At 42.2% G+C, this 22,022-nt stretch carries 26 protein-coding genes; 16 read left to right on the top strand and 10 right to left on the bottom strand.

Going from position 1 to position 22,022, the window contains the following annotated elements; genetic code table 11:
- Positions 1–14: 14 nt before the first annotated feature.
- From pnuC to ACSQ8P_RS30085, 5 genes are all read left to right on the top strand, one after another.
- Positions 15–680 carry a nicotinamide riboside transporter PnuC gene (gene pnuC, locus ACSQ8P_RS30105; RefSeq protein WP_436238554.1) on the top strand — a complete coding sequence of 222 codons (666 nt, stop codon included), beginning with the start codon at positions 15–17 and terminating at the stop codon, positions 678–680.
- Positions 656–1,699 carry an AAA family ATPase gene (locus ACSQ8P_RS30100; RefSeq protein WP_436238553.1) on the top strand — a complete coding sequence of 348 codons (1,044 nt, stop codon included), beginning with the start codon at positions 656–658 and terminating at the stop codon, positions 1,697–1,699. The genes pnuC and ACSQ8P_RS30100 overlap by 25 nt, the downstream gene beginning before the upstream one ends.
- 5 nt (positions 1,700–1,704) lie before the next feature.
- The gene (locus tag ACSQ8P_RS30095; RefSeq protein ID WP_436238552.1) at positions 1,705–2,616 is read left to right on the top strand and encodes an ADP-ribosylglycohydrolase family protein; all 912 of its coding nucleotides are present in this window, start codon (positions 1,705–1,707) and stop codon (positions 2,614–2,616) included.
- A 68-nt stretch (positions 2,617–2,684) separates the two neighbouring features.
- The gene (locus ACSQ8P_RS30090; RefSeq protein WP_436238551.1) at positions 2,685–3,635 is read left to right on the top strand and encodes an LLM class flavin-dependent oxidoreductase; all 951 of its coding nucleotides are present in this window, start codon (positions 2,685–2,687) and stop codon (positions 3,633–3,635) included.
- A gap of 188 nt (positions 3,636–3,823) precedes the next feature.
- Positions 3,824–5,335 (top strand): AbfB domain-containing protein, encoded by a 1,512-nt coding sequence (locus ACSQ8P_RS30085; RefSeq protein ID WP_436238550.1) that lies wholly within the window; start codon positions 3,824–3,826, stop codon positions 5,333–5,335.
- 77 nt (positions 5,336–5,412) lie between these two features.
- On the opposite strand, the gene ACSQ8P_RS30080 is transcribed toward ACSQ8P_RS30085, so the two are convergent.
- Positions 5,413–6,459: a GntR family transcriptional regulator gene (locus tag ACSQ8P_RS30080; protein ID WP_436238549.1), complete on the bottom strand. Its 1,047-nt coding sequence runs from the start codon at positions 6,457–6,459 to the stop codon at positions 5,413–5,415.
- A 278-nt stretch (positions 6,460–6,737) separates the two neighbouring features.
- Between ACSQ8P_RS30080 and ACSQ8P_RS30075 the strand changes: the two genes are divergently transcribed.
- The 5 genes from ACSQ8P_RS30075 (at position 6,738) to ACSQ8P_RS30055 (ending at position 11,986) form a co-directional block, all read left to right on the top strand.
- Positions 6,738–8,087, top strand: coding sequence for an ABC transporter substrate-binding protein (locus ACSQ8P_RS30075; RefSeq protein WP_436238548.1), 1,350 nt, complete (start codon positions 6,738–6,740; stop codon positions 8,085–8,087).
- Positions 8,088–8,165: 78 nt separating this feature from the next.
- A complete protein-coding gene (locus ACSQ8P_RS30070) occupies positions 8,166–9,023 on the top strand; it encodes a carbohydrate ABC transporter permease (RefSeq protein WP_436238547.1) in 858 nt (285 codons plus the stop codon).
- A complete protein-coding gene (locus ACSQ8P_RS30065; RefSeq protein ID WP_436238546.1) occupies positions 9,020–9,862 on the top strand; it encodes a carbohydrate ABC transporter permease in 843 nt (280 codons plus the stop codon). The genes ACSQ8P_RS30070 and ACSQ8P_RS30065 overlap by 4 nt, the downstream gene beginning before the upstream one ends.
- A gap of 52 nt (positions 9,863–9,914) precedes the next feature.
- Positions 9,915–10,916, top strand: coding sequence for a glycoside hydrolase family 43 protein (locus ACSQ8P_RS30060; protein WP_436238545.1), 1,002 nt, complete (start codon positions 9,915–9,917; stop codon positions 10,914–10,916).
- A gap of 281 nt (positions 10,917–11,197) precedes the next feature.
- Positions 11,198–11,986 carry a class I SAM-dependent methyltransferase gene (locus tag ACSQ8P_RS30055; RefSeq protein WP_436238544.1) on the top strand — a complete coding sequence of 263 codons (789 nt, stop codon included), beginning with the start codon at positions 11,198–11,200 and terminating at the stop codon, positions 11,984–11,986.
- 69 nt (positions 11,987–12,055) lie between these two features.
- Here ACSQ8P_RS30055 and ACSQ8P_RS30050 read toward each other — a convergent pair whose 3' ends face one another.
- The 6 genes from ACSQ8P_RS30050 to ACSQ8P_RS30025 form a co-directional block, all read right to left on the bottom strand.
- The gene (locus tag ACSQ8P_RS30050; RefSeq protein WP_436238543.1) at positions 12,056–12,439 is read right to left on the bottom strand and encodes a carboxymuconolactone decarboxylase family protein; all 384 of its coding nucleotides are present in this window, start codon (positions 12,437–12,439) and stop codon (positions 12,056–12,058) included.
- Positions 12,440–12,513: 74 nt separating this feature from the next.
- Complete coding sequence (locus ACSQ8P_RS30045) at positions 12,514–13,191, bottom strand: Crp/Fnr family transcriptional regulator (protein ID WP_436238542.1); 678 nt, start codon at positions 13,189–13,191, stop codon at positions 12,514–12,516.
- 53 nt (positions 13,192–13,244) lie between these two features.
- The gene (locus tag ACSQ8P_RS30040) at positions 13,245–13,673 is read right to left on the bottom strand and encodes a DUF1801 domain-containing protein (RefSeq protein WP_436238541.1); all 429 of its coding nucleotides are present in this window, start codon (positions 13,671–13,673) and stop codon (positions 13,245–13,247) included.
- Between the two features lie 138 nt (positions 13,674–13,811).
- A complete protein-coding gene (locus ACSQ8P_RS30035; protein ID WP_436238540.1) occupies positions 13,812–14,393 on the bottom strand; it encodes a GyrI-like domain-containing protein in 582 nt (193 codons plus the stop codon).
- 64 nt (positions 14,394–14,457) lie between these two features.
- Entirely contained in the window at positions 14,458–14,898 is a 441-nt protein-coding gene (locus ACSQ8P_RS30030; RefSeq protein ID WP_436238539.1) for a helix-turn-helix transcriptional regulator, read from the bottom strand.
- 8 nt (positions 14,899–14,906) lie between these two features.
- Positions 14,907–15,410 carry a helix-turn-helix transcriptional regulator gene (locus ACSQ8P_RS30025; RefSeq protein ID WP_436238538.1) on the bottom strand — a complete coding sequence of 168 codons (504 nt, stop codon included), beginning with the start codon at positions 15,408–15,410 and terminating at the stop codon, positions 14,907–14,909.
- A gap of 542 nt (positions 15,411–15,952) precedes the next feature.
- On the opposite strand from ACSQ8P_RS30025, the gene ACSQ8P_RS30020 reads away from it, so the two are divergent.
- Complete coding sequence (locus tag ACSQ8P_RS30020; protein WP_436238537.1) at positions 15,953–16,858, top strand: hypothetical protein; 906 nt, start codon at positions 15,953–15,955, stop codon at positions 16,856–16,858.
- A 10-nt stretch (positions 16,859–16,868) separates the two neighbouring features.
- Here ACSQ8P_RS30020 and ACSQ8P_RS30015 read toward each other — a convergent pair whose 3' ends face one another.
- Positions 16,869–17,114 (bottom strand): hypothetical protein, encoded by a 246-nt coding sequence (locus ACSQ8P_RS30015; RefSeq protein WP_436238536.1) that lies wholly within the window; start codon positions 17,112–17,114, stop codon positions 16,869–16,871.
- Positions 17,115–17,381: 267 nt separating this feature from the next.
- Between ACSQ8P_RS30015 and ACSQ8P_RS30010 the strand changes: the two genes are divergently transcribed.
- The 5 genes from ACSQ8P_RS30010 to ACSQ8P_RS29990 all read left to right on the top strand — a co-directional run bounded on the left by ACSQ8P_RS30010 (position 17,382) and on the right by ACSQ8P_RS29990 (position 20,102).
- On the top strand, positions 17,382–17,654 hold the full coding sequence (locus tag ACSQ8P_RS30010) for a hypothetical protein (RefSeq protein WP_436238535.1): 273 nt from the start codon (positions 17,382–17,384) through the stop codon (positions 17,652–17,654).
- 518 nt (positions 17,655–18,172) lie between these two features.
- On the top strand, positions 18,173–18,514 hold the full coding sequence (locus tag ACSQ8P_RS30005) for a DUF2809 domain-containing protein (RefSeq protein ID WP_436238534.1): 342 nt from the start codon (positions 18,173–18,175) through the stop codon (positions 18,512–18,514).
- Positions 18,515–18,588: 74 nt separating this feature from the next.
- Positions 18,589–19,074, top strand: a complete 486-nt coding sequence (locus ACSQ8P_RS30000; RefSeq protein WP_436238533.1) for a DinB family protein — start codon at positions 18,589–18,591, stop codon at positions 19,072–19,074.
- A 233-nt stretch (positions 19,075–19,307) separates the two neighbouring features.
- Complete coding sequence (locus ACSQ8P_RS29995) at positions 19,308–19,760, top strand: VOC family protein (protein WP_436238532.1); 453 nt, start codon at positions 19,308–19,310, stop codon at positions 19,758–19,760.
- A gap of 120 nt (positions 19,761–19,880) precedes the next feature.
- Positions 19,881–20,102, top strand: coding sequence for a hypothetical protein (locus tag ACSQ8P_RS29990; RefSeq protein WP_436238531.1), 222 nt, complete (start codon positions 19,881–19,883; stop codon positions 20,100–20,102).
- Between the two features lie 452 nt (positions 20,103–20,554).
- Here ACSQ8P_RS29990 and ACSQ8P_RS29985 read toward each other — a convergent pair whose 3' ends face one another.
- Positions 20,555–20,860, bottom strand: a complete 306-nt coding sequence (locus ACSQ8P_RS29985) for an excalibur calcium-binding domain-containing protein (protein ID WP_436238530.1) — start codon at positions 20,858–20,860, stop codon at positions 20,555–20,557.
- 209 nt (positions 20,861–21,069) lie between these two features.
- Positions 21,070–21,888: a hypothetical protein gene (locus ACSQ8P_RS29980; protein ID WP_436238529.1), complete on the bottom strand. Its 819-nt coding sequence runs from the start codon at positions 21,886–21,888 to the stop codon at positions 21,070–21,072.
- Between the last annotated feature and the right edge of the window lie 134 nt (positions 21,889–22,022).

Genomic DNA, 22,022 nt, shown 5'->3' with positions numbered 1-22,022 from the left:
AGGAGGCGTTAAGTATGAAAAAAGCATGGTTATTCGTGGCATTACTCATCGGTATGGTTGCTATCGCGATTTACACGTCATCAACGGCAATTGAAATCGTCGCGACTACGTCAGGCTTATTGTGCGTTTGGTTAACAGCAAAGGAAAACATGTGGTCATGGCCAATTGGCCTGGTCAATGTGGGTTGTTTCTTCGTAATGTTTTGGGAAGCAAAACTATATGCGGATACGATGCTGCAGGTGTTCTTTTTCATATTGAGCGTATATGGTTGGATCGTTTGGATGACGAAAAGAGAAGGTACTAAGGTGCGTCCGACTAGAAAAATAACATCCAGACTCACGTTCATATTAAGTGTATTTTTGGTAGTGATGACCCTGCTCTGGGGTTATGTTCTGCAAGCATACACGGACGCCTCGATTCCATATGCGGATGCTTTCATTGCTACGTTAAGCCTCATTGCACAGTACCTGCTTTCGTCAAAAGTGCTAGAGAATTGGCTCCTCTGGATTGCTGTCGACGTGATGTCGGTAGCGATGTATGCTTACAAAGATTTGTATGCTGTTGCCTTCTTATACCTTATTTTCTTGTTCATCGCCCTTGGGGGATATGTTGGATGGAAACGTGCGTTACGCATCGTAGATCGGAGGGAGCTCATATGTCACAACACAGAACAGGCTTAACACTAGGGAAATTTGCGCCGCTGCATGCGGGTCATCAATTCATGATTGAGACAGCGATCCAGGAGATGGATGAAGTGATCGTTGTCATCTATGATTGTCCCGAAACAACGGATATCCCTTTGCGTGTGCGATCCAATTGGATTCGTACCCTCTATCCGCAGGTACACGTTATCGAAGCATGGGACGGTCCCATTGAAATAGGAGAAACGCCTACGATTAAAAGGATGCATGAGGCCTATATCCTGCAGAAGCTGGAGGGGCGGAAGATTACGCATTTTTACTCCAGTGAGTTTTATGGTGATCACATGAGCGCGTCTTTGGGGGCGGTGAATCGCCAGGTTGATCCGGATCGGCATACGTTTCCAGTTTCGGGAACGCAAGTGAGGGGTAACCCTTTTGACAATAGAAGGTTTCTGAGTCCGGTTGTTTATAAAGATCTAATTGCGAAAGTTGTATTTCTTGGCGCTCCTTCGACAGGGAAGTCCACACTTTCCGCATACATGGCGAAACAGATGAATACAAGTTGGATGATGGAGTACGGACGGGAATATTGGGAGAAGCACCAGGTGGATCGCAGATTATCGTTAGAGCAGTTGGAGGAGATTGCGGAGGGGCATTTGGAAAGGGAGGAGCTTCTGCTGAAGGAGGCGCGAGATGTACTCTTCGTGGATACCAATGCAATTACAACGTATATGTTCTCTCATTATTATCACGGTAAGGCTACGCCACGTATGACTCAATTGGCGGTGGATGCGGTATCGCGGTATGATCTTGTTTTTGTTTGCGATACGGATATTCCCTATGCAGATACCTGGGATCGTTCGGGGGAGGTGGGGCGGTTTGTGTTCCAAAAGCAGATAATCGCTGATCTCAAAATGAGACAAATCCCGTATTTCCTATTGCAAGGAACTCTAGAGGAGAGAGCGGAAAAAGTAAGTCATATTTTGAAGACATATCATAAATATCATAGCTTGAGTGAATGTATAATGAAGCAAACAGGTAGCGGTGGGAGGGAGTAATGCTTATGAACAAACACGACTTAATGAATAAAATCAAAGGCGGGATCTATGGCGTCGCGATCGGTGATGCGTTGGGTGGCACGACCGAATTCATGAGTGTCAGAGAAATTAAAGCGAGATATGGATATTTGACAGAGATCATTGGAGGGGGAGCCTGGCGATTAGAACCAGGTGAAGTGACGGACGACACGATGATGACGTTGTGTGTGGCAGAGGGGATTTTGGGAAATCCAAAGGATCCGCTAGATGCTATCGGTGATCAGTTTATGAAATGGTATCAAACGAGGCCCAAAGATATCGGTAACATTATCAGACATACGTTTGAAAATGTAGAGGAGAGTTGGTTCGAGGCTGCTTACGTAACACATATTGAGATGGGCCAAAGTGCTGGGAATGGTTCACTGATGCGATGTTTGCCAGTAGCGTTAGCGTACACGGATTGGAAGGATATTGAGCGAATTTCCCATATGCAATCGAAAATGACCCATTATGATGAAAGATGCAATGAAGCTTGCATCCTTTATAATCGCATTGCTTTTCGCCTGCTGCAGGGCGAAGAGATGAAAGCAGTCATCCAGCAGGAACTGATCGGAACAGAGTATGAAAGTATGCTCACATCCGAGCCTGGTTGCGAAGCCAGTGGCTTCGTTGTGCATACGTTCCGCTGGGTGCTTCATATTTTACTGGAAGCTTCCGACTTTAGCGAAGTTGTTCAACGGGCGGCTAATTTAGGTGGAGACTCGGATACGATAGGTGCCATCGCTGGTGGGTTGGCTGGCATTTATTATTGCTATGAGGGAATTCCTGCTACGTATGCGGAGGCGATCCTGATTAGGGAGCGGTTGGATGAGATAGTGGTGAGGTTGGTTGGGGTGAGGGATGGGTTCGAATTTAGACGCGGTAGTAATTCTAAATAACATTTGTAACATCTAGTTTAATAATTGTATAATTCCCGATAAAATGTATGCCGAACATAGGAGGCGTGATGAAAATAAAACCATTGAAACTTAGCGTACTGGATTTGGTTCCTGTGTTTGAGAATAGGGATGACACCTATGCACTTGGACAAGCGGAGCTGCTTGCACGAACGGCGGAACGGCTGGGCTACTCCCGTTACTGGGTCGCCGAACACCATGATATGCCGCAGTTGGCGTGCCCTTCACCGGAAGTATTTTTAGCGCATATCGGGGCTCGGACAGAACGAATTCGGATTGGCTCTGGCGCGGTGCTGCTCCCGCACTATAACCCGCTTAAAGTCGCAGAATCGTTTCGTTTGCTTGCCAGCCTATACCCCGGACGGATCGACCTAGGCTTGGGGAGGGCGCCTGGCGGAACCGCGCATGTCAGCATGGCATTGAGTGGGAATTTTTTGGAAAATGTACGGAAAATGCCCGATAAGTTAAAGGATGTAGCGAAGTTGCTTCAAGGTAGTTACACCTACGAAGGCGAACCTGTCGGCGCTCGTCCGGACCCTCCTGTACCGCCAGAAGTTTGGCTGCTCGGAACCAATAAGAAAAGCGCTGAATATGCGGCAGAATTCGGAATGGGTTACGTATTTGGTCAGTTCATGAGCGATGTGGGAGGCGAAGAGGTGCTACGAACGTATCGAGAAGAGTTCGTACCTTCACCGATGTGCCCTGAGCCTAAAATGATCGTCACGATCGGCGTTATATGTGCGGAAACAGAGGAAGAGGCTGTGCGGCTGGCAAGCAGCAGTTCGGCATTGTTCCGCAATGAGACCCCCGAGGGGGATTCTGCACCATACTCGGAACGGAGGCTGCTCGTAGGAACTCCGCACACAGTCAAAACCAAGCTGGAGCAGATGATGGAATTGTACGGAGTAGATGAATTCATGCTTGTGACCATGGTGGCGGACTACGGTAAACGTCTGCGCTCTTATGAATTGCTTGCTCGAGAATTCGGAGTGGAAGTGTGACCAAGGTGAACAATAGATGAGGGAGTGCTTCGCGGCAGCTCCTCTTTTGTTTATTATATTGTTAATAATATTAATATTAAATTTAACTTATTTTTATAATTAAATACATTTTAATAATCAATTTAATATATAATTCGAACTTAAAATGATTTACAATTATTTTGTAAAAAAGGGTTAAACTATCAAGCATGGCTGTCATGGTTGTTGTCATTTTCTTCATGTTGGTGTCAACGGCAAGTGCTTTCGGTCCCTCCACCATGTATACGTCGCCTAGCACGGATCCAAGTCCAGGTACCCTATATCCGAGAGCGCTTACACTTAAGTACAGTGGTTCATATAATGGAAGAATGCTGGCGACTTTTGAACATTATGTTAGTGGTACCCCGTCCTTTCCTATTTACCAAAGCACAGATGGAGGAGTGACCTGGTCACACCTTTCGGAGGTTACGGACCAAGTAAATGGATGGGGATTACGGTATCAGCCGTTTTTGTATGAACTGCCTCAAGCCATTGGCAATATGCCAGCGGGAACCCTTCTTATTGCCGGTAACTCGATTCCTTCCAACTTGGCCACAACGAAGTTAGATATGTATAAAAGTACAGATCATGGTGTGACATGGACGTTCGTTAGTACACAAGCAACAGGTGGGAAGGCAGATCCATCTGGCGCTTACGATCCAGTTTGGGAACCGTTTCTTCTTGTAGCGAACAATAAGCTCATTTATTATTATTCCGATGAAAGAGATCCTCTTCACAATCAAAAGCTGGTGCATATTACTTCAACAGATGGCGTTAACTGGAGTTCAGCTGTCGAAGATATTTCGCTTGCCGATTCGACCAAACGACCGGGTATGACGACCGTGGCTAAATTGGGCAATGGCAGCTATATCATGACGTATGAATACGGCGGTGCGAGTCCTGGGTTTGCTGTTTATTACAAAATCTCTACGAATCCCGAGAATTTCGGGGCAGCTACGGATCCCGGAACGCAACTCGTCACGCAGGATGGTGTCAAACCCTCAAGTTCACCATATGTGACATGGCTCTCAGGCACTGGACCTAACGGGACAATTGCTGTTCGAGCAAATTCAAGTTCAGAATTATTTTTGAATACCGAGAATGGTGCATCGAACACATGGACGAGAGTAAGTACGGCTGTTGCGGGCGGTTACAGCCCTGCATTAGTTCCTCTTGCGGATAATCACAGCGTGTTAATTCTTAATGGAGGCCCTCTTGGAAGCACGAACCATAACTCGGTCACTTATGGAAGTATCGATTTGGGAGATGCCGCACTGTTGCACCAATGGGAATCTTTTAGTGTACCAGGCTCTTATATGAGACATTATAATTTTGCAGGGAGAATAGATCCGACGCCTCTTAGTAACATAGATGACTCCAAATTCCGTATGGTACCGGGCCTTGCGGATTCAAGTGCTGTTTCTTTCGAATCCCTCAACTTCCCAGGGTATTATTTACGACACTACAACTATGTACTCCAATTGGGTAGAAACGACGGGACCGCTACATTTAAAAGTGATGCAACCTTCACGAAAGTGGCAGGATTGGGTGACGCTTCTAAGGTGTCATTCAAATCCTACAATTTCCCAACACGTTATATTCGTCAATTAAGTAGTGTGCTTAGAATCGACCCGATCAGTACGACGCAAGAGAAAAATGACGCTACTTGGATCCAACACTAATCTGACATAAAAGAGATCGCCCTACGCCTTTCTAGAAGGTGTAGGGCGATCTTTGTTTAGGACAGGGACAAAGTTCATTAGAAGGTGACTAGATTCACTGGAATAACTTCTTGTTCAGGCGCATACTCACCGTCTATTTGTAACTTTAACAATTTAACAGCGGTTTTCGCCATTTGTATTTCGTTTTGCTGGATGAAAGGTACATTTGGAATCTCAGGATCATCAAAAGAGATTAATTCCAAGTCTTGGTTGGAACGGAAGGTTAGATTAGCCATTTCAGCAGTTAAGGTAAACGCCACTTCGATATTTGGACGAGCCGTCAAGAAATCAGTGATATATTGTAAGGCTTGTTCCGTTCTCAGAATATCTAGTGGAACATGGCACCACAAATTTTTATCAATCAATACATTCTTATCAATAAAGGCCTTCTCGAATCCAGAAGTACGATCCTCGATCGTTGTGTTTGCATTTTCCGGTGAGATTAAGGCAATATGACGGTGGCCCTTATCTAATAAGTAGGAAGCTGCTTCAAAAGCTCCGTTAAAATTATCGGACGTAATGCGATACGTATCAATATTTCTTAAATAACGGTCAATGAAGACGAACGGGAACTTGTCTAGCGATAAGCGAAGTAGGGATTCGTTATATTTTTCATCCTCTGTTGGAAAAACGATGATGCCCTTCACGCCCGCTTGGATTAATTCTTTGATAGCTCGGGATTCTTCAGTTAAAGACTCACGAGTGATATGCAAGATAAGTTGATAACCTGCCTCTTTCGAAAAATATTCCAAGTAATCTAACAGCTTTTGAATCACTCTCGTTTTCATGGTAGGTATAATCAGGCCTATTAAATTATTCGTTGGCACGGGTGGTGTGACGACGGGCTTAATCATGTCAGAATGAAATGGCCCCGCTGCTACGAAAGTGCCTTTCCCCTGAATACGAATGACAAGCCCCTCATCAGCAAGGCCGATTAGTGCATTTTTAGCCGTAATCTTACTCACTTTAAACGTTTCTGAAATTTCTTGCTCTGATGCGATCAGATCTTTCGGTCGAAGAATCCCAGAAACAATCTTATCCCTAATGTCTTGTTGAATCTGTTTATAAAGAGGTATTTTGCTCATTTAAGCCACTCCAATGAACTGGATTTTTAATAGGGTCACGGTATAACTCTATTATAACAGAATTTATGAAAAATTAGATATAAAAATTATAAAGAAATATATTTTATAACCAATTGATTATATATTATATCCTATCTATACATTATAATACAGATATTGAAGCGCTTTCAATCAGATATTAGACATCACATCATGGATAACAGACGTTTAGGAGATGGAGTTGCATCGAGGGCAGACTGGATTTTGAGAAAAACTTAAAAAAGTGGAGGTTAACAAAAATGAAAAAGATTCTGGCGTTATGCTTTTCTTCTACCCTTGTTGTTTCAGTGCTCTCTGGTTGTACATCAAATGAAACGACTTCATCGAAAACTAGTCCTGCTGCTACAGCAGCAACAGCTGCAACTACAGCAGCAGCTACCCCAGCTCCAAAAGATGACGGCAAAAAAGTTAAATTAACTGTCGTGCATTATATGGTTGAAAAACCGAAGGTGGATACATTCAAGAAAGTGACAGACAAATTTACAGAGAAGAACCCTAATATTACCTTTGATATTCAAGTCATGCCTGTAGACAAATTCAGTGATAATATCAAATTGAAAATAGCAGCAAACGATCAGCCGGATATCATTTTTGGCCGTCCAGCTGGCATGGTTGAAATGACGCAAGCGGGGAATTTCCTCGATCTTACCAATGAACCATTTACACAGCAAATTGACGATAAATTTAAGCCGAATGTGACCTATGATAATAAGATTTATGGTTTGCCAATTGACTTAATGACGAATGGTGTTATGTACAATAAGGATATCTTTAAGGATGCAGGCATTGCCATTCCAAAAACATATTCGGAGTTACTAAAAGCCGCTGAAACATTGAAGGCGAAAGGGATCCCTGCTTTTGCAGCATCATGGAAAGATGGAGCTTCTTATATGAGCTTCATGTGGCCTGATATGTGGGGCGGACCGTTAGTGAAGATGCCGGATTATGCGGGCTCGATTACTTCTGGTCAAAAGAAATTCGCTGATCTTCCGGAATACAAAGGCTTCCTTACACGCGTAGGTCAACTATCACAATATGCCAATGCCGATGCGAAGGATATCACTTACGACAGAGCATCCCAATTATTTGCCCAAGGTAAAGCAGCAATGGATATTATGGGTAGCTTTGCAATCGGAACGATTCGCAGCTACAATCCACAAGGTAATTTCGGTGTGTTCATGTTCCCTTCCTATGATAATCCAGCTGATAACTATATGACATTGTCCACAGATAATACTTGGATGATCGGCAGCAAATCGAAAAATGTGGATGCAGCGAAAAAGTTCTTTGCTTACATGGCATCCGATGAAGGTGCACAAATTTGGGCAGATGGCGTACAAACGATCAGCGCATTGAAAAATAATATTAAACCAAGCACGCAAGATTCAATGGCGAGTGATTTCTTGGACATTTATAAGACGGGCAAGGTCGTTAATAATCAGCTAAAACCGCTTTGGTATGGACAATTTGATGATTCATGGCAAAAAACGATGTTGAAATTTATTTATGCGGATCCAAAGACAAGAAATGTGGATGCATTGGTTCAAGAATTAGATACGACATTCGCGAAAATCATCGCTAATAAATAAAGAATAATCATGTATGACAACTCCCGACTGTATGTATCAGGTCGGGAGATCAATTCTAAATTTGGGAGGGGTGATTGGATGAAGAGAAAATACAGAGATGAATTCGTTAAGTTTACATTTCTGATTCCAGCGCTCCTTTTCTTTTCGCTGGTTGTTCTCATTCCGTTTTTTCGAGGCCTTAACATCGCCTTTACGAACTGGGATGGCATTGCAGAAAATTATAAATATGTGGGGCTTCGCAACCTTTTTCAGCTGTTTAAGGATACCGATGTGTTACCCCCATTGAAGAATACTTTGTTTTTCGCACTTGTTACAACATTCTTTGTCAATGTGTTCGGCTTGCTGCTTGCCGTATTGTTGGATGTCAAATTCAAAGGCGTAAATGTGCTGAAAACGGTAATTTTCATGCCGATGGTGATTAGCTTAGTTCTTGCTGCTATCATCTGGCAGTACGTTTATAGTGATATTTTCCCTATATTATTTCATACCAATGGTGGGCTTTTGGGTAGTCCATCGACTGTCATGTGGGGACTCGCCATCATCTGTATTTGGAAGGAAACGGGGCTGGCCATGGTCATTTATTTTGCAGGCCTCCAAACGATTCCGAAAGATATGTACGAATCCGCTCGCATTGATGGAGCAAGTAGTAAACAACAATTTTTCAAAATTACGATACCTTTACTCATGCCCGCTTTTACCTATTGCATTCCATTATGGCTAGGAACTGGATTAAGACAATTCGATTATTCCGTTGTTGCGACAAAGGGTGGCCCGGGTCGAGCGTCTGAAACAATGGCCATGTATGTATATAATTATGAGTTTCCTTATTTTAAGGCTGGTTATGGTCAAATGGCTGCTTTAGTCCTATTTGTGATGATCCTCATCATTACGGTTATTGTTACACAGTTTCTAAGAAGGAGGGAGGTGGAATATTGAACAACCAACATACTCGCCTTCGTAAATGGCCAAGATTCATCCGAATCGCTGTGCTGTATCTCATCACACTTGTATTTTTGTTCCCGTTTTATATTGCCATCGTGTACTCGTTGAAAACACGTGTAGAGACGGCACAGTCACCTCTAGCTTTTCCAAAACATATTGCCTGGGAAAATTATGCGAATGCGATTCAGTCTTCCAACTTCTTCCTGGCGCTAAAAAATAGTCTGATAGTTACCTCATTAACTGTATTTCTTGCTGTGTTTGTTTGTTCCATGAGTGCTTATATCATTTCTAGAAGTAATAACAAATTTTATAATTTTTTCTATTATTTGTTTATGTCTTCGATCATGCTTCCTTTTCAGGTTATTATGTTTCCCTTATATAAAACTTGGGTGGATTTGGGAATTTTGAATACCCTGCACGGACTGACAATTTCGTTGGTAGGTGTACAGGTTGGTTATTTTTGCTTTCTTTATGTCGGGTTTATCAAATCAGTTCCGCGTGAGATGGAAGAATCCGCCATGATAGATGGTGCTTCGCGGTATCGCACATTTTTTAGTATTATTTTCCCGTTATTAAAGCCGATTAACATGACGATTATCGTATTAAGCGCCCTGGGGGCATGGAATGATTTTGTCGTTTCGATGGTTATTGTTCAAAAGAAAGCTGTCTCGACCTTACCGCTTGTTCAATTTAACTTTTTTGGTCAATATTCGTCCGAAGTCAATATGGCTTTTGCCGCGATTATTATGTCCATGGTTCCTATTATGATCTTCTATTTGATTGCTCAGAAATATATTATTGGCGGTGTAACGGCCGGTGCGGTCAAGGGCTAGGTAGAAGAATCCTTGGCACGGGATTGAGATTAGGAGAGAAGGGCATACACATATGAATAATAACTTAGAGAAACCAATTATATCCGAGGCATTCATGAATCCGATTGTGGAACAGCGTGCGGATCCTTGGGTGTACAAGCATACGGATGGCTATTATTATTTCACAGCCTCCGTTCCAGAGTTTGATCGTATTGAGGTAAGACGCTCACGTCGCATACAAGAGCTAAACACCTCTGAACCAATTGTAGCGTGGACAAAGCACAAGGAAGGTCCAATGAGCTCGCATATTTGGGCGCCAGAAATCCATTATGTGCAAGGCAAATGGTATATCTATTTCGCCGCAGCGCGCTCGGGTGATACGGATAACGGCATGTTCGACCACCGTATGTTTGTGCTGGAAAACGAGTCAAGCAATCCTTTAGAAGGAACATGGATAGAGAAAGGGCAGATCGTGACGAAATGGGATAGTTTTTCGCTCGATGCCACAACATTTGAACACAGAAATATCAGGTATTTGGTATGGGCGCAGAAGGATCCTGAAATCGCAGGTAATTCAAATTTATATATGTCTGCGATGGCAAATCCTTGGACCCTGCAAGGAAAGCAAGTTATGCTGTCTAAGCCGGAATTTGCTTGGGAAACCATTGGCTTTCTAGTGAACGAAGGACCAGCGGTAATCCGGAAGAATGGAAGAATATTTATCAGTTATTCGGCTAGCGCTACAGATTACAATTACTGTATGGGACTTTTGACCGCAGATGAAAATAGCGATTTATTGAATCCAGGATCATGGACCAAAGCTGGGCATGCAGTGTTTCAAACCAATGAAGAAACGGGGCAATATGGTCCAGGGCATAACTGCTTCACAGTTTCGGAGGATGAGACGGAAGACATCTTTATTTATCACGCACGAAATTACAAGGAAATTTCCGGCGATCCGCTCTATGACCCGAATCGGCATGCGCGTGCGCAGGTATTGAAGTGGTCACACGAAGGTGCACCTCTTTTTGGAATCCCTGTTAGGGATTCCAAGGATGATACGGTGAAAAGTTGAAATGATGTCGTTTGTTCGTAGAAGAAAGCCCCTCACTTAGGGGCTTTCTTTGTGTATTATTGATTCGTTTTCTGTGCGAGGCTCATTTCCACACATATGAGAATAAATGCGCTTGCACCATGCAAATCATTCTCGCTTGTACAAGGCGTCCATCCGCAAGTGGAGACCTTAACAATTAAGCGATTTGGCAGGATAGTTGAATAACTTACTTCCTCTTGACCCTAACCTTGACATCATGGTTTATAATATCTCGTGTATGTATGAATTTAGGAGGTATGAATTTGCAAGAACAACTGTCAATTGCGAACAAAATTGCGTGGGAAACAAAAGCTTATCAGGCATGGGTTCAAAATTATGGAACACCAGAAGAACTTGCAGAAAAACTGAAACTAGAACACAAGCATCATTTGCGTTACTGGCTAAAGTACATTGGTGACCCAGCGGGCAAGCGTGTTATTAACCTACTGGGCTCACACGGTCGAAAGGCAATTTCTTTAGCATTGCTAGGTGCACAAGTGACGGTAGTGGACATATCGGAAGAAAATCGGTTGTACGCGATGCAGGTCGCTTCTGCCACTGGTGTCAAAATTGACTATATCTGTTCTGACGTTTTGAATATCCCGAACGAAGAAACACTAGGCCAATTTGACATCGTGTTGATGGAGTTTGGTGTTTTGCATTATTTTACAGACCTTAATTCTATTTTCTCTGTTGTTCGTCGTAGACTTGGGAAAAATGGCCGGTTTATTTTGACGGACTTTCATCCTTTCGCACGTGCATGGCTGAACACCTACAATTTAACACAGCCAACTGGAAACTACTTTGATGATAGTATTAAGGAAGGACAAGTGGCTTTTGCTAAGTTGCTGCCCGAGGAAGAACGTTCTGAATTAGGCAAGGTGTTAGTGCGAAGTTGGACTGTCGGTGAGATTATAACTGCAATTGGCGCAGCAGGACTATATATACGAACATTTGAAGAGCTAGCAAGTAAGGCAGATCCAAGATTTCCAGAGTTCTACACACTAATTGCCGATAAAATGGATGTGGAGTTATCCCCGCTATATCCCTGACGTTGATCGTGGCAACAATATGTATGAAATGGAAATCTGGATCCCTGTTGTTAAGAAGTCTGCATAAGACTAACAGAAGCAATCGGGAGATGAGGACGTTGTTGATTGTTCAGATAATTGTTCTGGGTTATCTTCGAATGAGATTAAGGCATGAGTTGCATGGCTGAGGATAGCCCCTGCTCGCGTAGAGGTAGCAATTAATACTGCTTCTAAAATTTCTTCTTTCGTGCCACCTAGCTCTTTGCACTTTTTGACATGTACATCAATGCAGTAGGGGCAACCCGTCACGTGAGCAATGGCCACAGCAATGAGTTCTTTCATCTTTAAAGGTATGGCGTCTGTAGAATGAAAGACGTCCCTTTCAAAGGCCAAAAAGGAAGAAGAAGCTTTTGGGGCAAGCTTCATAAGCTCCGGAATTCGTTTTAGATTCGAGCGGTCATAATAGGGATTCATAGATAACCTCCTATAAAATGTAGTGGATCTACTACTGATTTTATGGGATTTTGAATCGGTCTACAGTGACAATGTCACACATGCTGATCCATTATGCTTTTCAAGATATCACGGCTCAAGATTGTGACTTTTCCTCGCTGTAATGCAATGGCTCCCATACTTGCAAAGTTTTTTAAGTTTCGGGTAATTACCTCACGGGCTGTCCCAAGTTCAACAGCTAGTTGATCATGTGTAAGTTGCAAGGTTTCAGACCGTGCGGATTCTATGAATAAAAATTCAGCAATTCGATAGGGAATGGGCCCGTAAGCGACATTTTCAAGCAGTTTAGTAACACTTGTCATCCGATCAATAAATTGTTTGTATATGTATTGCCTAATTGGTTTTATGGTATCCATCCAACCTCTGAATTCTAAAACCGGAATCAATAAGACGACAGTCTCAGTCTCGATCGAAACTGATGCTTCGTATTCCGTTTCTCCAAGTATACTTGCCATCATAAGTACGCAACATTGACCGCTATGCACGCGGTACAAAGTAATTTCTTTACCCATTGGACTAATTTTATATACCCGAATAGAACCGCTGATAATAAATATAGCATGTTGAAGAATTTGACCCTCACGAACGGAGTGTGGAGTAGTAGTTGTGATGGTACGGATCTCTGCTGATTTCCAGTTTTCATAGTGAACATGAGAAAAACAGGGGAATACATGTTGAATGTTATGAATTTGGTGTTCATTCAGACTAATCATATATATGCTGCTCCTTAAGCGTATGGACCCATACTATACAACGCAGGTTTTTGTCACATGCCGAGCATGGGAAGGTGCTTTCGGATATGGTAAGTGAGAGACGATGAAATGCACTGTTTTAATTCTTCTACAGGTATTTCATCGTTCTCGGCGAATACAATTGCCCGATTGTCTTCATATTTGAATATATCGGTAAAAAGTTCCCTGAAGGTTTCGACTAGCATGGTGTTGCAGTTAAAATACATGGCATACTGATGTGGGCTTGATTTTTTCCAGTCTATTCTTATTGTACTTCCACTCGTTGAAACGTAACTGGGTTCACCCCATTTTAGTGTCTCTTCCAGGGAATCCATGCCTCCTATCTCTGAGGCTGTTTCCAAAATCAATTGGCGAAGAAATAACAGCTTCTTCTGAATGTGTTTCGGATACTGGTTGAACACAGCTGCTACCCTCACGTTTTCAATCGTACCTATTACGATCATTCCCTTCCTTGTTTTTGCGTCCTAAGCAGGAGGGTACGAAAGCCCTCAAATCCAAGCGTTTGTCTCGGATAGAAGGCTTTTCGTTGCAAGCTGGAAAAAGGCTCACAACCAGTTCTTTTAAATGGACGTTGGAATAGACTATTGGCGTATCGCGATATATATCTCCGCTTGCCCATCGTTCGGATCTATATTCGGGCTATAACATTCAAAATCGCCTGTGAACGCCCGATCATTGCCGGACTGTTCCGACCAATGCCAAATATCGGTCCAAGCCCGCTGCACCACCTCAAAAATGGGTCCCCGCTCGGTGACGAATACGGCATATCTCGCCGAAGGGACGGTAAACGTCGAAATGGAAGCGAGATCTTGAACCTGCTCTAATTGCCGTACATGCACCCCGACCATCACTTCATATTGTCCGGCAACGCCTTGTTCATAATTGAAGTAACAGCTAAAATGGCCATGCTGCTGGAGATGGGGGGCGAGAAGCTCGCTGATGTTAAGGGCGTGAAAATGTTCGAACAACTGGCCAATTTTGCCTTTGCCGCTTAATTCGGTTGCATTAGTCGTGACGGTGCTGATTCCGGCCAGGGTGAAAGAGGGAAGTTCCTCGATACGGGCAGGTTCAATTCGTTTGCGGTTTGCCTCGTCTGCGGGTAGCGAGCTGTCGGACGGAGCCTCACTGTTGTGTCTCATTGAAATAAATTCGTCTTGTCTCATCACTAATCATTCTCCTTTAAGTGGAATATGTTTAGTGTAAACCATACAACATGACAACTATCTGTCATGTTGCATGATCATTTTTATATATTTTGGCAACTTGTTCTGCACGATAAGCAATGATCTCTCGCAAATGTGGAGGCTGGAGCACTTCTGCATGGTGGCCCAAGCTGAGAATGAATCGATACAACCATTCATCTTCCGGGTAAGCCTTCCTCACTAGCCAACTGCCGTCATCCAGGGGCGAAAGCTCCTCGATGCCAAACCATTCCTCTGCCAAGTGGCGAGCATTAGCACGAAAGCGCAATACGAATTCGGTTACCTGAGAGGGATCGCAGGGGCTCTGACCTGTGGTATGCTCGTGAAGGGGTAGCTCTCTTCGAATGAATCCCCCCACGGGGGAGACCTCTAGTTCCTTCATTCTTTTTAGCTTGAACAGCCGGAACTGTTCTTTCGCTTGGCAATAGGCATTTAAATACCATTGCTTTCCTTTTAGGAGGAGCATATGTGGTTCTACAATCGATGGGATACCATCCCTTCGGCATTGGAATAGATGAATCCAACTATGCGACAGTTGTCTATCGCTTCTTTCAATAGTTGTAGTTTAGGTCGCAGTCTCTCGTTGCCGTCCCAGGGCGAATAGTCGATCATTACGCGGCTGGCCATATGCCGGAATTCCTCGGAGAATGCGGGCGGGATAACGCTATTGATTTTCTCCATGAGCTGCAGATGCTGCTCGTTGCCATACGAGGTGGAGGTGCTGCGCAGGGCGGTGACGATGGCAGCAAGCTCGTCGTTGGTCATCACATTGCGGTCCAAGCGGTAACCTTCCGCCACCCCGATACCTCCGTTCGTTCCCTGATAGGTGACGATGGGGATACCGGCTCCATTAATCGCTTCAATATCCCGGTATATCGTTCGTAAGGACACCTCGAACCGCTCCGCGAGCTCCTTGGCCTGCATCCTACGACGGTTCAACAGCAAAATAATGATGGATAAGAGCCTGTCCAGTTTCATAGAATGTCCCCTCCATCACGCTTCGGAATTCAAAATAGTAAGAAGAAACCGCTCCTTGTTTAGAATGCAGGTGCTACGCAAACATCAACGAAGGAGAGGTTTCTTTTGTATACAGAATATACCATTTCATAAGTCTGGCTACAATGTACAAATTGAAACCCGAATTCAGCTTATTCTCGGTGTTATAATTCCAAAAAAAAGAACCCGGTCAAGTAAACCGGGCTTGTTGATGGTTTGATCGTATTTGGCGGGGTACGTAACAGCTTTACTTCGATTTCTTTTGTTCTCCAGTTTTACCTGATGACGTGGCATGCTTTGGGTTGTTAGTGTCTTTAGTTTTGCTCATGTTTATTGTCCACCTCCTGTCTTATTCCATAAAAGTATTTCTCCAAACTGCAATTCTTATTAGAAAATGGTTGTATGTCGGAATACGTTTTTATATTTATAGGTAACTATTTCCAGGTTAAATCGTCTATACATATATGGAAGCTGTAGAGTAGTAAGTGTAGAAACTAAAAGAAAGAGAAGGGATTGTAGATCGAGTGATGAGAACACTTTCCGTTTTGTTATTCATTTGTGGAGTCATTATGACCTCTGGCTGCCTACAAGAGAAAACTCAGACTAAAGCAGTTTCCACTTACAAGGTGACGGATGAAATTACGTCCTCAACTAAGGTTACTAATAAAACCAGAGAAGTATCTGTCTCGGCATATGGACTAGAAATTAATCAAACCTATGCAGTGCAGGCAGATATTGGCGCTCGGTATGATCCAAATGAGGTTTCAGGGGCTGGACCGGTGTTTGAAGTGAACAAAGGAGATACATTTCGAATATTAGCAATACAAGACGAGTACGTCCAAGTCGAATCCAATGCTTTAAGTGGCTGGATTCCCGAATTCTATTTCAGTAAGGAAGCCGCCAATATTTATATAGAAACCCCTTATGAAATGATCGTCGCAAAAGAAGTGCCGGTGTTTTCTGCTCCTGTTAATAAAATCAAAGAACCGCATCTGGACTTGTGGGCTGGTAAGGTGGTCCTTATTAAAAAATCTTATATGGATTGGGTGGCTGTGAGTATCGTACAGTATGATGCAGAATATGGTGCAGATATGTGGGTGCCAAAGTCCTCCTTACAAGTTTACGACCCAGCTAATGCCAAGGAGGGGAGACTTGCGCTGCACTCGATCATCTATGATGAACACGGTCAGATTAAAGATGAGCAGTGGGTCAATTCGGTATTTATTCAGTCTGAGACGGAAATATCTAGGATCGGTCCTGTTTACCAAATCATCAGTACAGGAGGACTAAAAGGGTATATTCGGATGAAAGATTTTATCCCAAATCCGTTTATTACCGTAGTTTCATATATCTTTATTGAGAAAAGCAAAAGAGATGACAATTTTGCCATCTCTGTGATCAATAACTTAAATAATATGGTGTCAAATTAATAGATCCCTTTCATGCATCGCCAAATTTGATTGTATATTTAGTTCCGTTGTAGAGATCAATCTTAAACTCCTCTACAAATTTCCATTTGATGTTGTCTAACCACTCCTCTAGCAATTCTTCTCTTTCTTCTTCATTCTCGGCTTCATCAAATGATAATTTTACTTCTTCCCCATTAAAATAATCCACTTTGATCTTCTCAATATCTTCGATATCAAGTAGAGATAATACACTTTCGACTAAAGAACGCTTTGACAAAATAGACACCTCCTAAAATATGGATATTAAATCTATATAGTATATTGGAAATTTATAACAATTTCTTGTACGTAGATACTAGTAGATAAGTGGATTTTTTTGAATAGTTTTTAAGAGATCATCGGAGATGACAATTAATTTAAAACGCAGAACTTTAGCTGAATAAAAGACATACAACAAAGTAGGCGCTTTTGCAGGAACTAGTCGAGACAACGAAAATTTTATAATTGAATTAAATACTAAGCAAGTGCAGGAGGGGCAAATATATTGAGCAAAAAAGGGCAGGTAATTTACATAACAATTTTAGGACTAGTTATACTATTTTGCTTTGTTCCTTCTCCTTCAGCAAATTTTGAAGTTAGAAAACACATCTTACTTACTGGACATCCATTACTTGCTGTTACAACTGAACTGAAAAATCAAGGAAAAAGGGGATCCGAAGGATACTTGTTCTATGCTAGTGATCTAAGTTCGAGTTATATTTATGTTAAACAAACAAAATTAGGATGGATTGTCGATAAATCAGGGACAGGTCCTTGATAAAGAAACTTTCGTCGATTTTAAAGAGTGTAATGAAAATTGGGTTATGTATAACAAGAGGAAAAATAGTTGGACGGATGATGAAGTTCAAGCTTTTCGTACTAAAAGTAAATGATTGAACTAACGTAAGAACGATAGTTTATTTAATCATGAAAAGACAGCTATCCTTGGTGGATTGGTTGCCTTTTCTCAAAGTAATGGGCAGGGTAGTTCAAAGGATACGAGGAAATTTATTTACTTGGTAAAAATACTAAAAAGAGGTCGAGTAAAATGAAATTCGAATTTTATAATGATACTGGAAGACTAGTTAGTATTCATCCGTGAAGAACGAGGTTAACGGAATGGTACAAAGAGGAAATTGATTGGTGTATGATGGTATTAATAATATATCTTGTTGTTTTTTGGAGACAGTAACTTCAATTATACATGTCATTTCAGAGTTTATAAAAATCTTTTTGATTGGAAGGGAATTTGTGAGAACAAGAGTGAAGTACCTTCTAGCAGTATTGGTATGCATAATGCTTGGGATCGGTTCGAGGATGAATACTTCTGCGCTGCCCGATTTTGTGGTGAAACATTTCGGTGATGCTCTCTGGGCAGCTATGATTTATTTCGGCGTTCGTGCACTATTCATCCGAATGCTAACTATGAAAGTCCTGGTGATTAGTCTTGGGTTCTGCTTTGTAATTGAATGCAGTCAATTGTACCAAGCAGAATGGGTAATCAATTTACGAAACACTCTATTTGGCGGGCTAATACTCGGAAAAGGATTCCTATATGCAGATTTGGTCCGATATATTGTAGGGGCTATAGCGGCTTACGCATTGGATCGTCTGATAAAAGAGACAGAACTGCCCTAAGGGCACGGTGAGTAAACTCAAATGCTTGAAGAAGTACCGACTGCCGCTTATCATTCAGAAGGAGTGTGAAAAGTATGTTTCATGTAAAAGATATTTTATCTAATCAGTTGTTAGCAAATGCTAATGACCCTAGTTGGTACCTACCTTTTTCCGATGCAGTTGATAATTTGTCAGAGGAAGTAGCGTTTTGGAAACCTAGTGAAGATAGTAATAGTATCGCTGAAATTGTGCAGCATTTATTGTATTGGAATGAAACTTGGCAAACCAGGTACCAAAAATCTCATGTCAAAGCTGTGCCTTCCATAGGAAATAATAATAGAAGTTTTATTATTCCCGAAGACCAAAAATTCACTGACTTAAAAGAACGACTATTAGAGGTGCTTTTAAAATGGCAAGATCTGCTTACTGAAGAAAAAGTCGAAAGTGATGTATTAGGTTTCCCAGAGGCTGCCAAGTGGTGGGAAATAATCGGAAACGTCTCAACTCATAATGCCTATCACATTGGTCAAATCTGTTATATTCGTAAGCTACAAAAGAGTTGGAAAGCAGATGCGAACTAAGAAAATTATTTATTCAAGTAATGGGAGATTATAGGAGTGAAATTGATCTTATTACGGTAATTACGAATTGAATTTCGTAGAATAAAAGTTAATATGACATATCCGAAAACCAAATTTCACATTTTACTGAACTGTGACAAGATGTTAATCGTTTGGAAGGAATTAGTAATTCTTGATAGAATAAATATGAAGATGATCGGGTAATAAATTTGTACACATAAGGAGATAAAACTATGGCAAATAACAAATTGCTAAGAATGGACAATGTTGGCATCGTTGTCGAATCCCTTGATAACGCAATCTCTTTCTTCGAGGAGATTGGCTTGAAGCTCGAAGGACGAGCTACGGTCGAAGGGGAATGGGCTGGTCGCGTAACCGGGCTGGGTTCACAGTGTGTAGAGATTGCTATGATGATTACCCCAGATGGGCACAGCCGACTTGAACTTTCGCGATTTATCAACCCTCCTACTATATCAGATCACCGAACTGCTCCTGTAAATGCCCTCGGATATCTACGCGTGATGTTCACCGTAGAGGACATTGACGAATTGGTATCCAGACTCACTAAATTAGGTGCTCAGATCGTTGGCGAAGTGGTTCAGTACCAGAACTCGTATCGGCTCTGCTACATTCGTGGAAGTGAAGGCATTCTAATCGGTTTGGCGGAACAGCTCGGTAATAAATAAGTGACGTTTAAAAGAAGACTTAACTGAAATATACACCGCACCGACTAACCGCATCGCGGCCGGCAGCAAGCTGCCATAACTCGGTGGGACTTCGTGATGCATGAACTTTAACGGAAATCAATGCAAAACCAAATTAAAGGGACTCAACTAACGGTGAACGATAGTTCAATATTGGAGGGCGCCACGGGCGTCTTTTATTTCGTTTCGCGAAGAATCATCGAACAGCAAACCGCGCTCGGGCATCATGATTATTCGATTTTACTCGTGCCGATCACGATTTCCCGTGACCTGTATCTATTTAAAGACTCGAATGGTAAATTATATGCGGACAGGTTAGTTTAATCTCTTTAAATTATTAGGTGGTGCAGGGTTGAGCTTCATTATCATAGCAATTTCTTTCATCGTTTCAACGGTTTTATCTATCTTTATTATGAGGAACAGGAAAAGCAAATGGTTAGGAATGTTATCGGCTTTTGTTATCAACACAATAATATTGGGTTTAGCATTTTGGTTCCTGTACAACTTAAACGAGGAATCAAAATTGTTTGGAATTGATTTTTATAGTCGTTATGTATTAGTAATTTCTATCCTGATAATAACTTGGATTAACTTTATCATTCTCTCTTTTAATAGAAAAGGGAAGTAAGTGCATGTATATAAACCGTTATTTCAATTAGTCGAATTAATCTAACGGGAAACTATAGCGCAGGAGCTGCATTGAAGCAGCTTTTTTTTATTCCATTAAAGTAAAGGGTAGATTAGCGCAACATGATGTGATAAGTGGAAACTATTGTTTAACGTTCACATGCCACTCCATCATGATCCGGATCTAATGCTTGGAGATAACCTGGTTCATTACGATAAATGTTAGAAACCCCCAAACTAAATGCTTCTGTACAGTTCTTATAGTAAGACCTTGAGGTTGTTCCAGAACCAGAATCTCCTCCAATCCAAACAGCCAAAATAAATGGCACAAAAATGACTCCTAATATCCAAAATCCTGCTCTCTGGAATGGGCTGGATAGTTCGGTCACTTGGCGAATACCTTGGTATGGGAACGTTGGATATTTGTAACGATTATTATTTTCGAACACATCCATCAACATTACTAAAACGGAGGTAGTTTCGAATGATAGAGGGGGGGGGGGGGTTATGAAAAAAATAAAGGTTTATCATAACGACGCATTAAGTAAGTTCCTAATATCGTCCAACTGGACTCACATAGTCCACGATTTGAGGCCGGATCGTCTTAGATAATCAGATCTTCGGTATATCAGAGTGAAGGTTTTGGTCACTTCGATAGGTTTGCTCAGGGGGTAGCATGGACTACCACTTCAAAAGTAATATTTAATACCTCTCCATTCTCTTTTCGATACACTACAGAAACGCTTGCCAGACCTGGGTTTACTGGAGTAACTGTGAGGATCCCGTCAGTAATTTTAGCTCGTATTACAGAAGTATTCGATGTAGCAGCGGCGAGAAATACTAAAGTGGCACCAAATTGATCAGCTGTATAGCTTAGATCTGTTCCGACGATCGCGATTACTTTATCGATCGGTGTTGGAATTTTCAAATCAGCCGGGTTCCCCGTTAAAGTATCGTTCACGACAGTGTAAGTGTTCCCTTTAAGATCCGTTACCTTTATGACGGCTTTAGTCGGAACGTTAGTCACTGTTCCATTCCAGCTACCATAGTTCCAGTACCCGTCGTTGGTGAAACTCCCGTTTATGTTAAAGGGTGTTGACAGTTGATTTCCGCTCTCGGTCAGCAGCTTGGACGTGCTTGTGTTGGTTGCCAAAACAATATCGTTCCCATCCAACAGGCTGACCTCTACCTTTTGAACCCCCGCCGCTGTTTTTGACAGCTTCAAGCCCACGCTATAGCCATTTACTCCAGAGAACTGCATAACGCCGAAATCTTGTGGCTTAACAAACACTTCCGCTTCCGCTCCGGTGTACTGCTTTGGATCTAAAAGCTCAGGGTCACCTGGGACGGTAACTTGGTGCTTAATCTGTCCGTAATGATTTCCGTTATTGGGTTTCACTTTATCCTCTTTAGCGGCGAAAGCCGATGTTCCGATAGATAGCGTCAAAACTGCTACAAGTGTAATTGCTGTAAGTTTTTTCATTTTTGTGTTCCCCTATCTTGTATTACATAGAAACAATGGTAAAATATTAAGGGAGCAGCTCGCCGCGACCGGCAGCAGCTCCTTTTTCATTTAAGTAACGGGCAGGTTAACGCAGCAAATACACTTTGAATTTA

The organism is Paenibacillus sp. LjRoot153, assembly GCF_964253085.1.
Lineage (GTDB): Bacteria > Bacillota > Bacilli > Paenibacillales > NBRC-103111 > Paenibacillus_E.
This window is presented reverse-complemented; position numbering and strand designations above follow the sequence as displayed.

Coding starts and splice junctions, on each gene's coding strand:
- pnuC (WP_436238554.1), top strand. CDS start 15: ATGAAAAAAGCATGGTTATTCGTGGCATTACTCATCGGTATGGTTGCT.
- ACSQ8P_RS30100 (WP_436238553.1), top strand. CDS start 656: ATGTCACAACACAGAACAGGCTTAACACTAGGGAAATTTGCGCCGCTG.
- ACSQ8P_RS30095 (WP_436238552.1), top strand. CDS start 1,705: ATGAACAAACACGACTTAATGAATAAAATCAAAGGCGGGATCTATGGC.
- ACSQ8P_RS30090 (WP_436238551.1), top strand. CDS start 2,685: ATGAAAATAAAACCATTGAAACTTAGCGTACTGGATTTGGTTCCTGTG.
- ACSQ8P_RS30085 (WP_436238550.1), top strand. CDS start 3,824: ATGGCTGTCATGGTTGTTGTCATTTTCTTCATGTTGGTGTCAACGGCA.
- ACSQ8P_RS30080 (WP_436238549.1), bottom strand. CDS start 6,459: ATGAGCAAAATACCTCTTTATAAACAGATTCAACAAGACATTAGGGAT.
- ACSQ8P_RS30075 (WP_436238548.1), top strand. CDS start 6,738: ATGAAAAAGATTCTGGCGTTATGCTTTTCTTCTACCCTTGTTGTTTCA.
- ACSQ8P_RS30070 (WP_436238547.1), top strand. CDS start 8,166: ATGAAGAGAAAATACAGAGATGAATTCGTTAAGTTTACATTTCTGATT.
- ACSQ8P_RS30060 (WP_436238545.1), top strand. CDS start 9,915: ATGAATAATAACTTAGAGAAACCAATTATATCCGAGGCATTCATGAAT.
- ACSQ8P_RS30050 (WP_436238543.1), bottom strand. CDS start 12,439: ATGAATCCCTATTATGACCGCTCGAATCTAAAACGAATTCCGGAGCTT.
- ACSQ8P_RS30045 (WP_436238542.1), bottom strand. CDS start 13,191: ATGATTAGTCTGAATGAACACCAAATTCATAACATTCAACATGTATTC.
- ACSQ8P_RS30040 (WP_436238541.1), bottom strand. CDS start 13,673: ATGATCGTAATAGGTACGATTGAAAACGTGAGGGTAGCAGCTGTGTTC.
- ACSQ8P_RS30035 (WP_436238540.1), bottom strand. CDS start 14,393: ATGAGACAAGACGAATTTATTTCAATGAGACACAACAGTGAGGCTCCG.
- ACSQ8P_RS30030 (WP_436238539.1), bottom strand. CDS start 14,898: ATGCTCCTCCTAAAAGGAAAGCAATGGTATTTAAATGCCTATTGCCAA.
- ACSQ8P_RS30025 (WP_436238538.1), bottom strand. CDS start 15,410: ATGAAACTGGACAGGCTCTTATCCATCATTATTTTGCTGTTGAACCGT.
- ACSQ8P_RS30005 (WP_436238534.1), top strand. CDS start 18,173: ATGCTTGGGATCGGTTCGAGGATGAATACTTCTGCGCTGCCCGATTTT.
- ACSQ8P_RS30000 (WP_436238533.1), top strand. CDS start 18,589: ATGTTTCATGTAAAAGATATTTTATCTAATCAGTTGTTAGCAAATGCT.
- ACSQ8P_RS29995 (WP_436238532.1), top strand. CDS start 19,308: ATGGCAAATAACAAATTGCTAAGAATGGACAATGTTGGCATCGTTGTC.
- ACSQ8P_RS29990 (WP_436238531.1), top strand. CDS start 19,881: ATGCAAAACCAAATTAAAGGGACTCAACTAACGGTGAACGATAGTTCA.
- ACSQ8P_RS29985 (WP_436238530.1), bottom strand. CDS start 20,860: ATGGATGTGTTCGAAAATAATAATCGTTACAAATATCCAACGTTCCCA.
- ACSQ8P_RS29980 (WP_436238529.1), bottom strand. CDS start 21,888: ATGAAAAAACTTACAGCAATTACACTTGTAGCAGTTTTGACGCTATCT.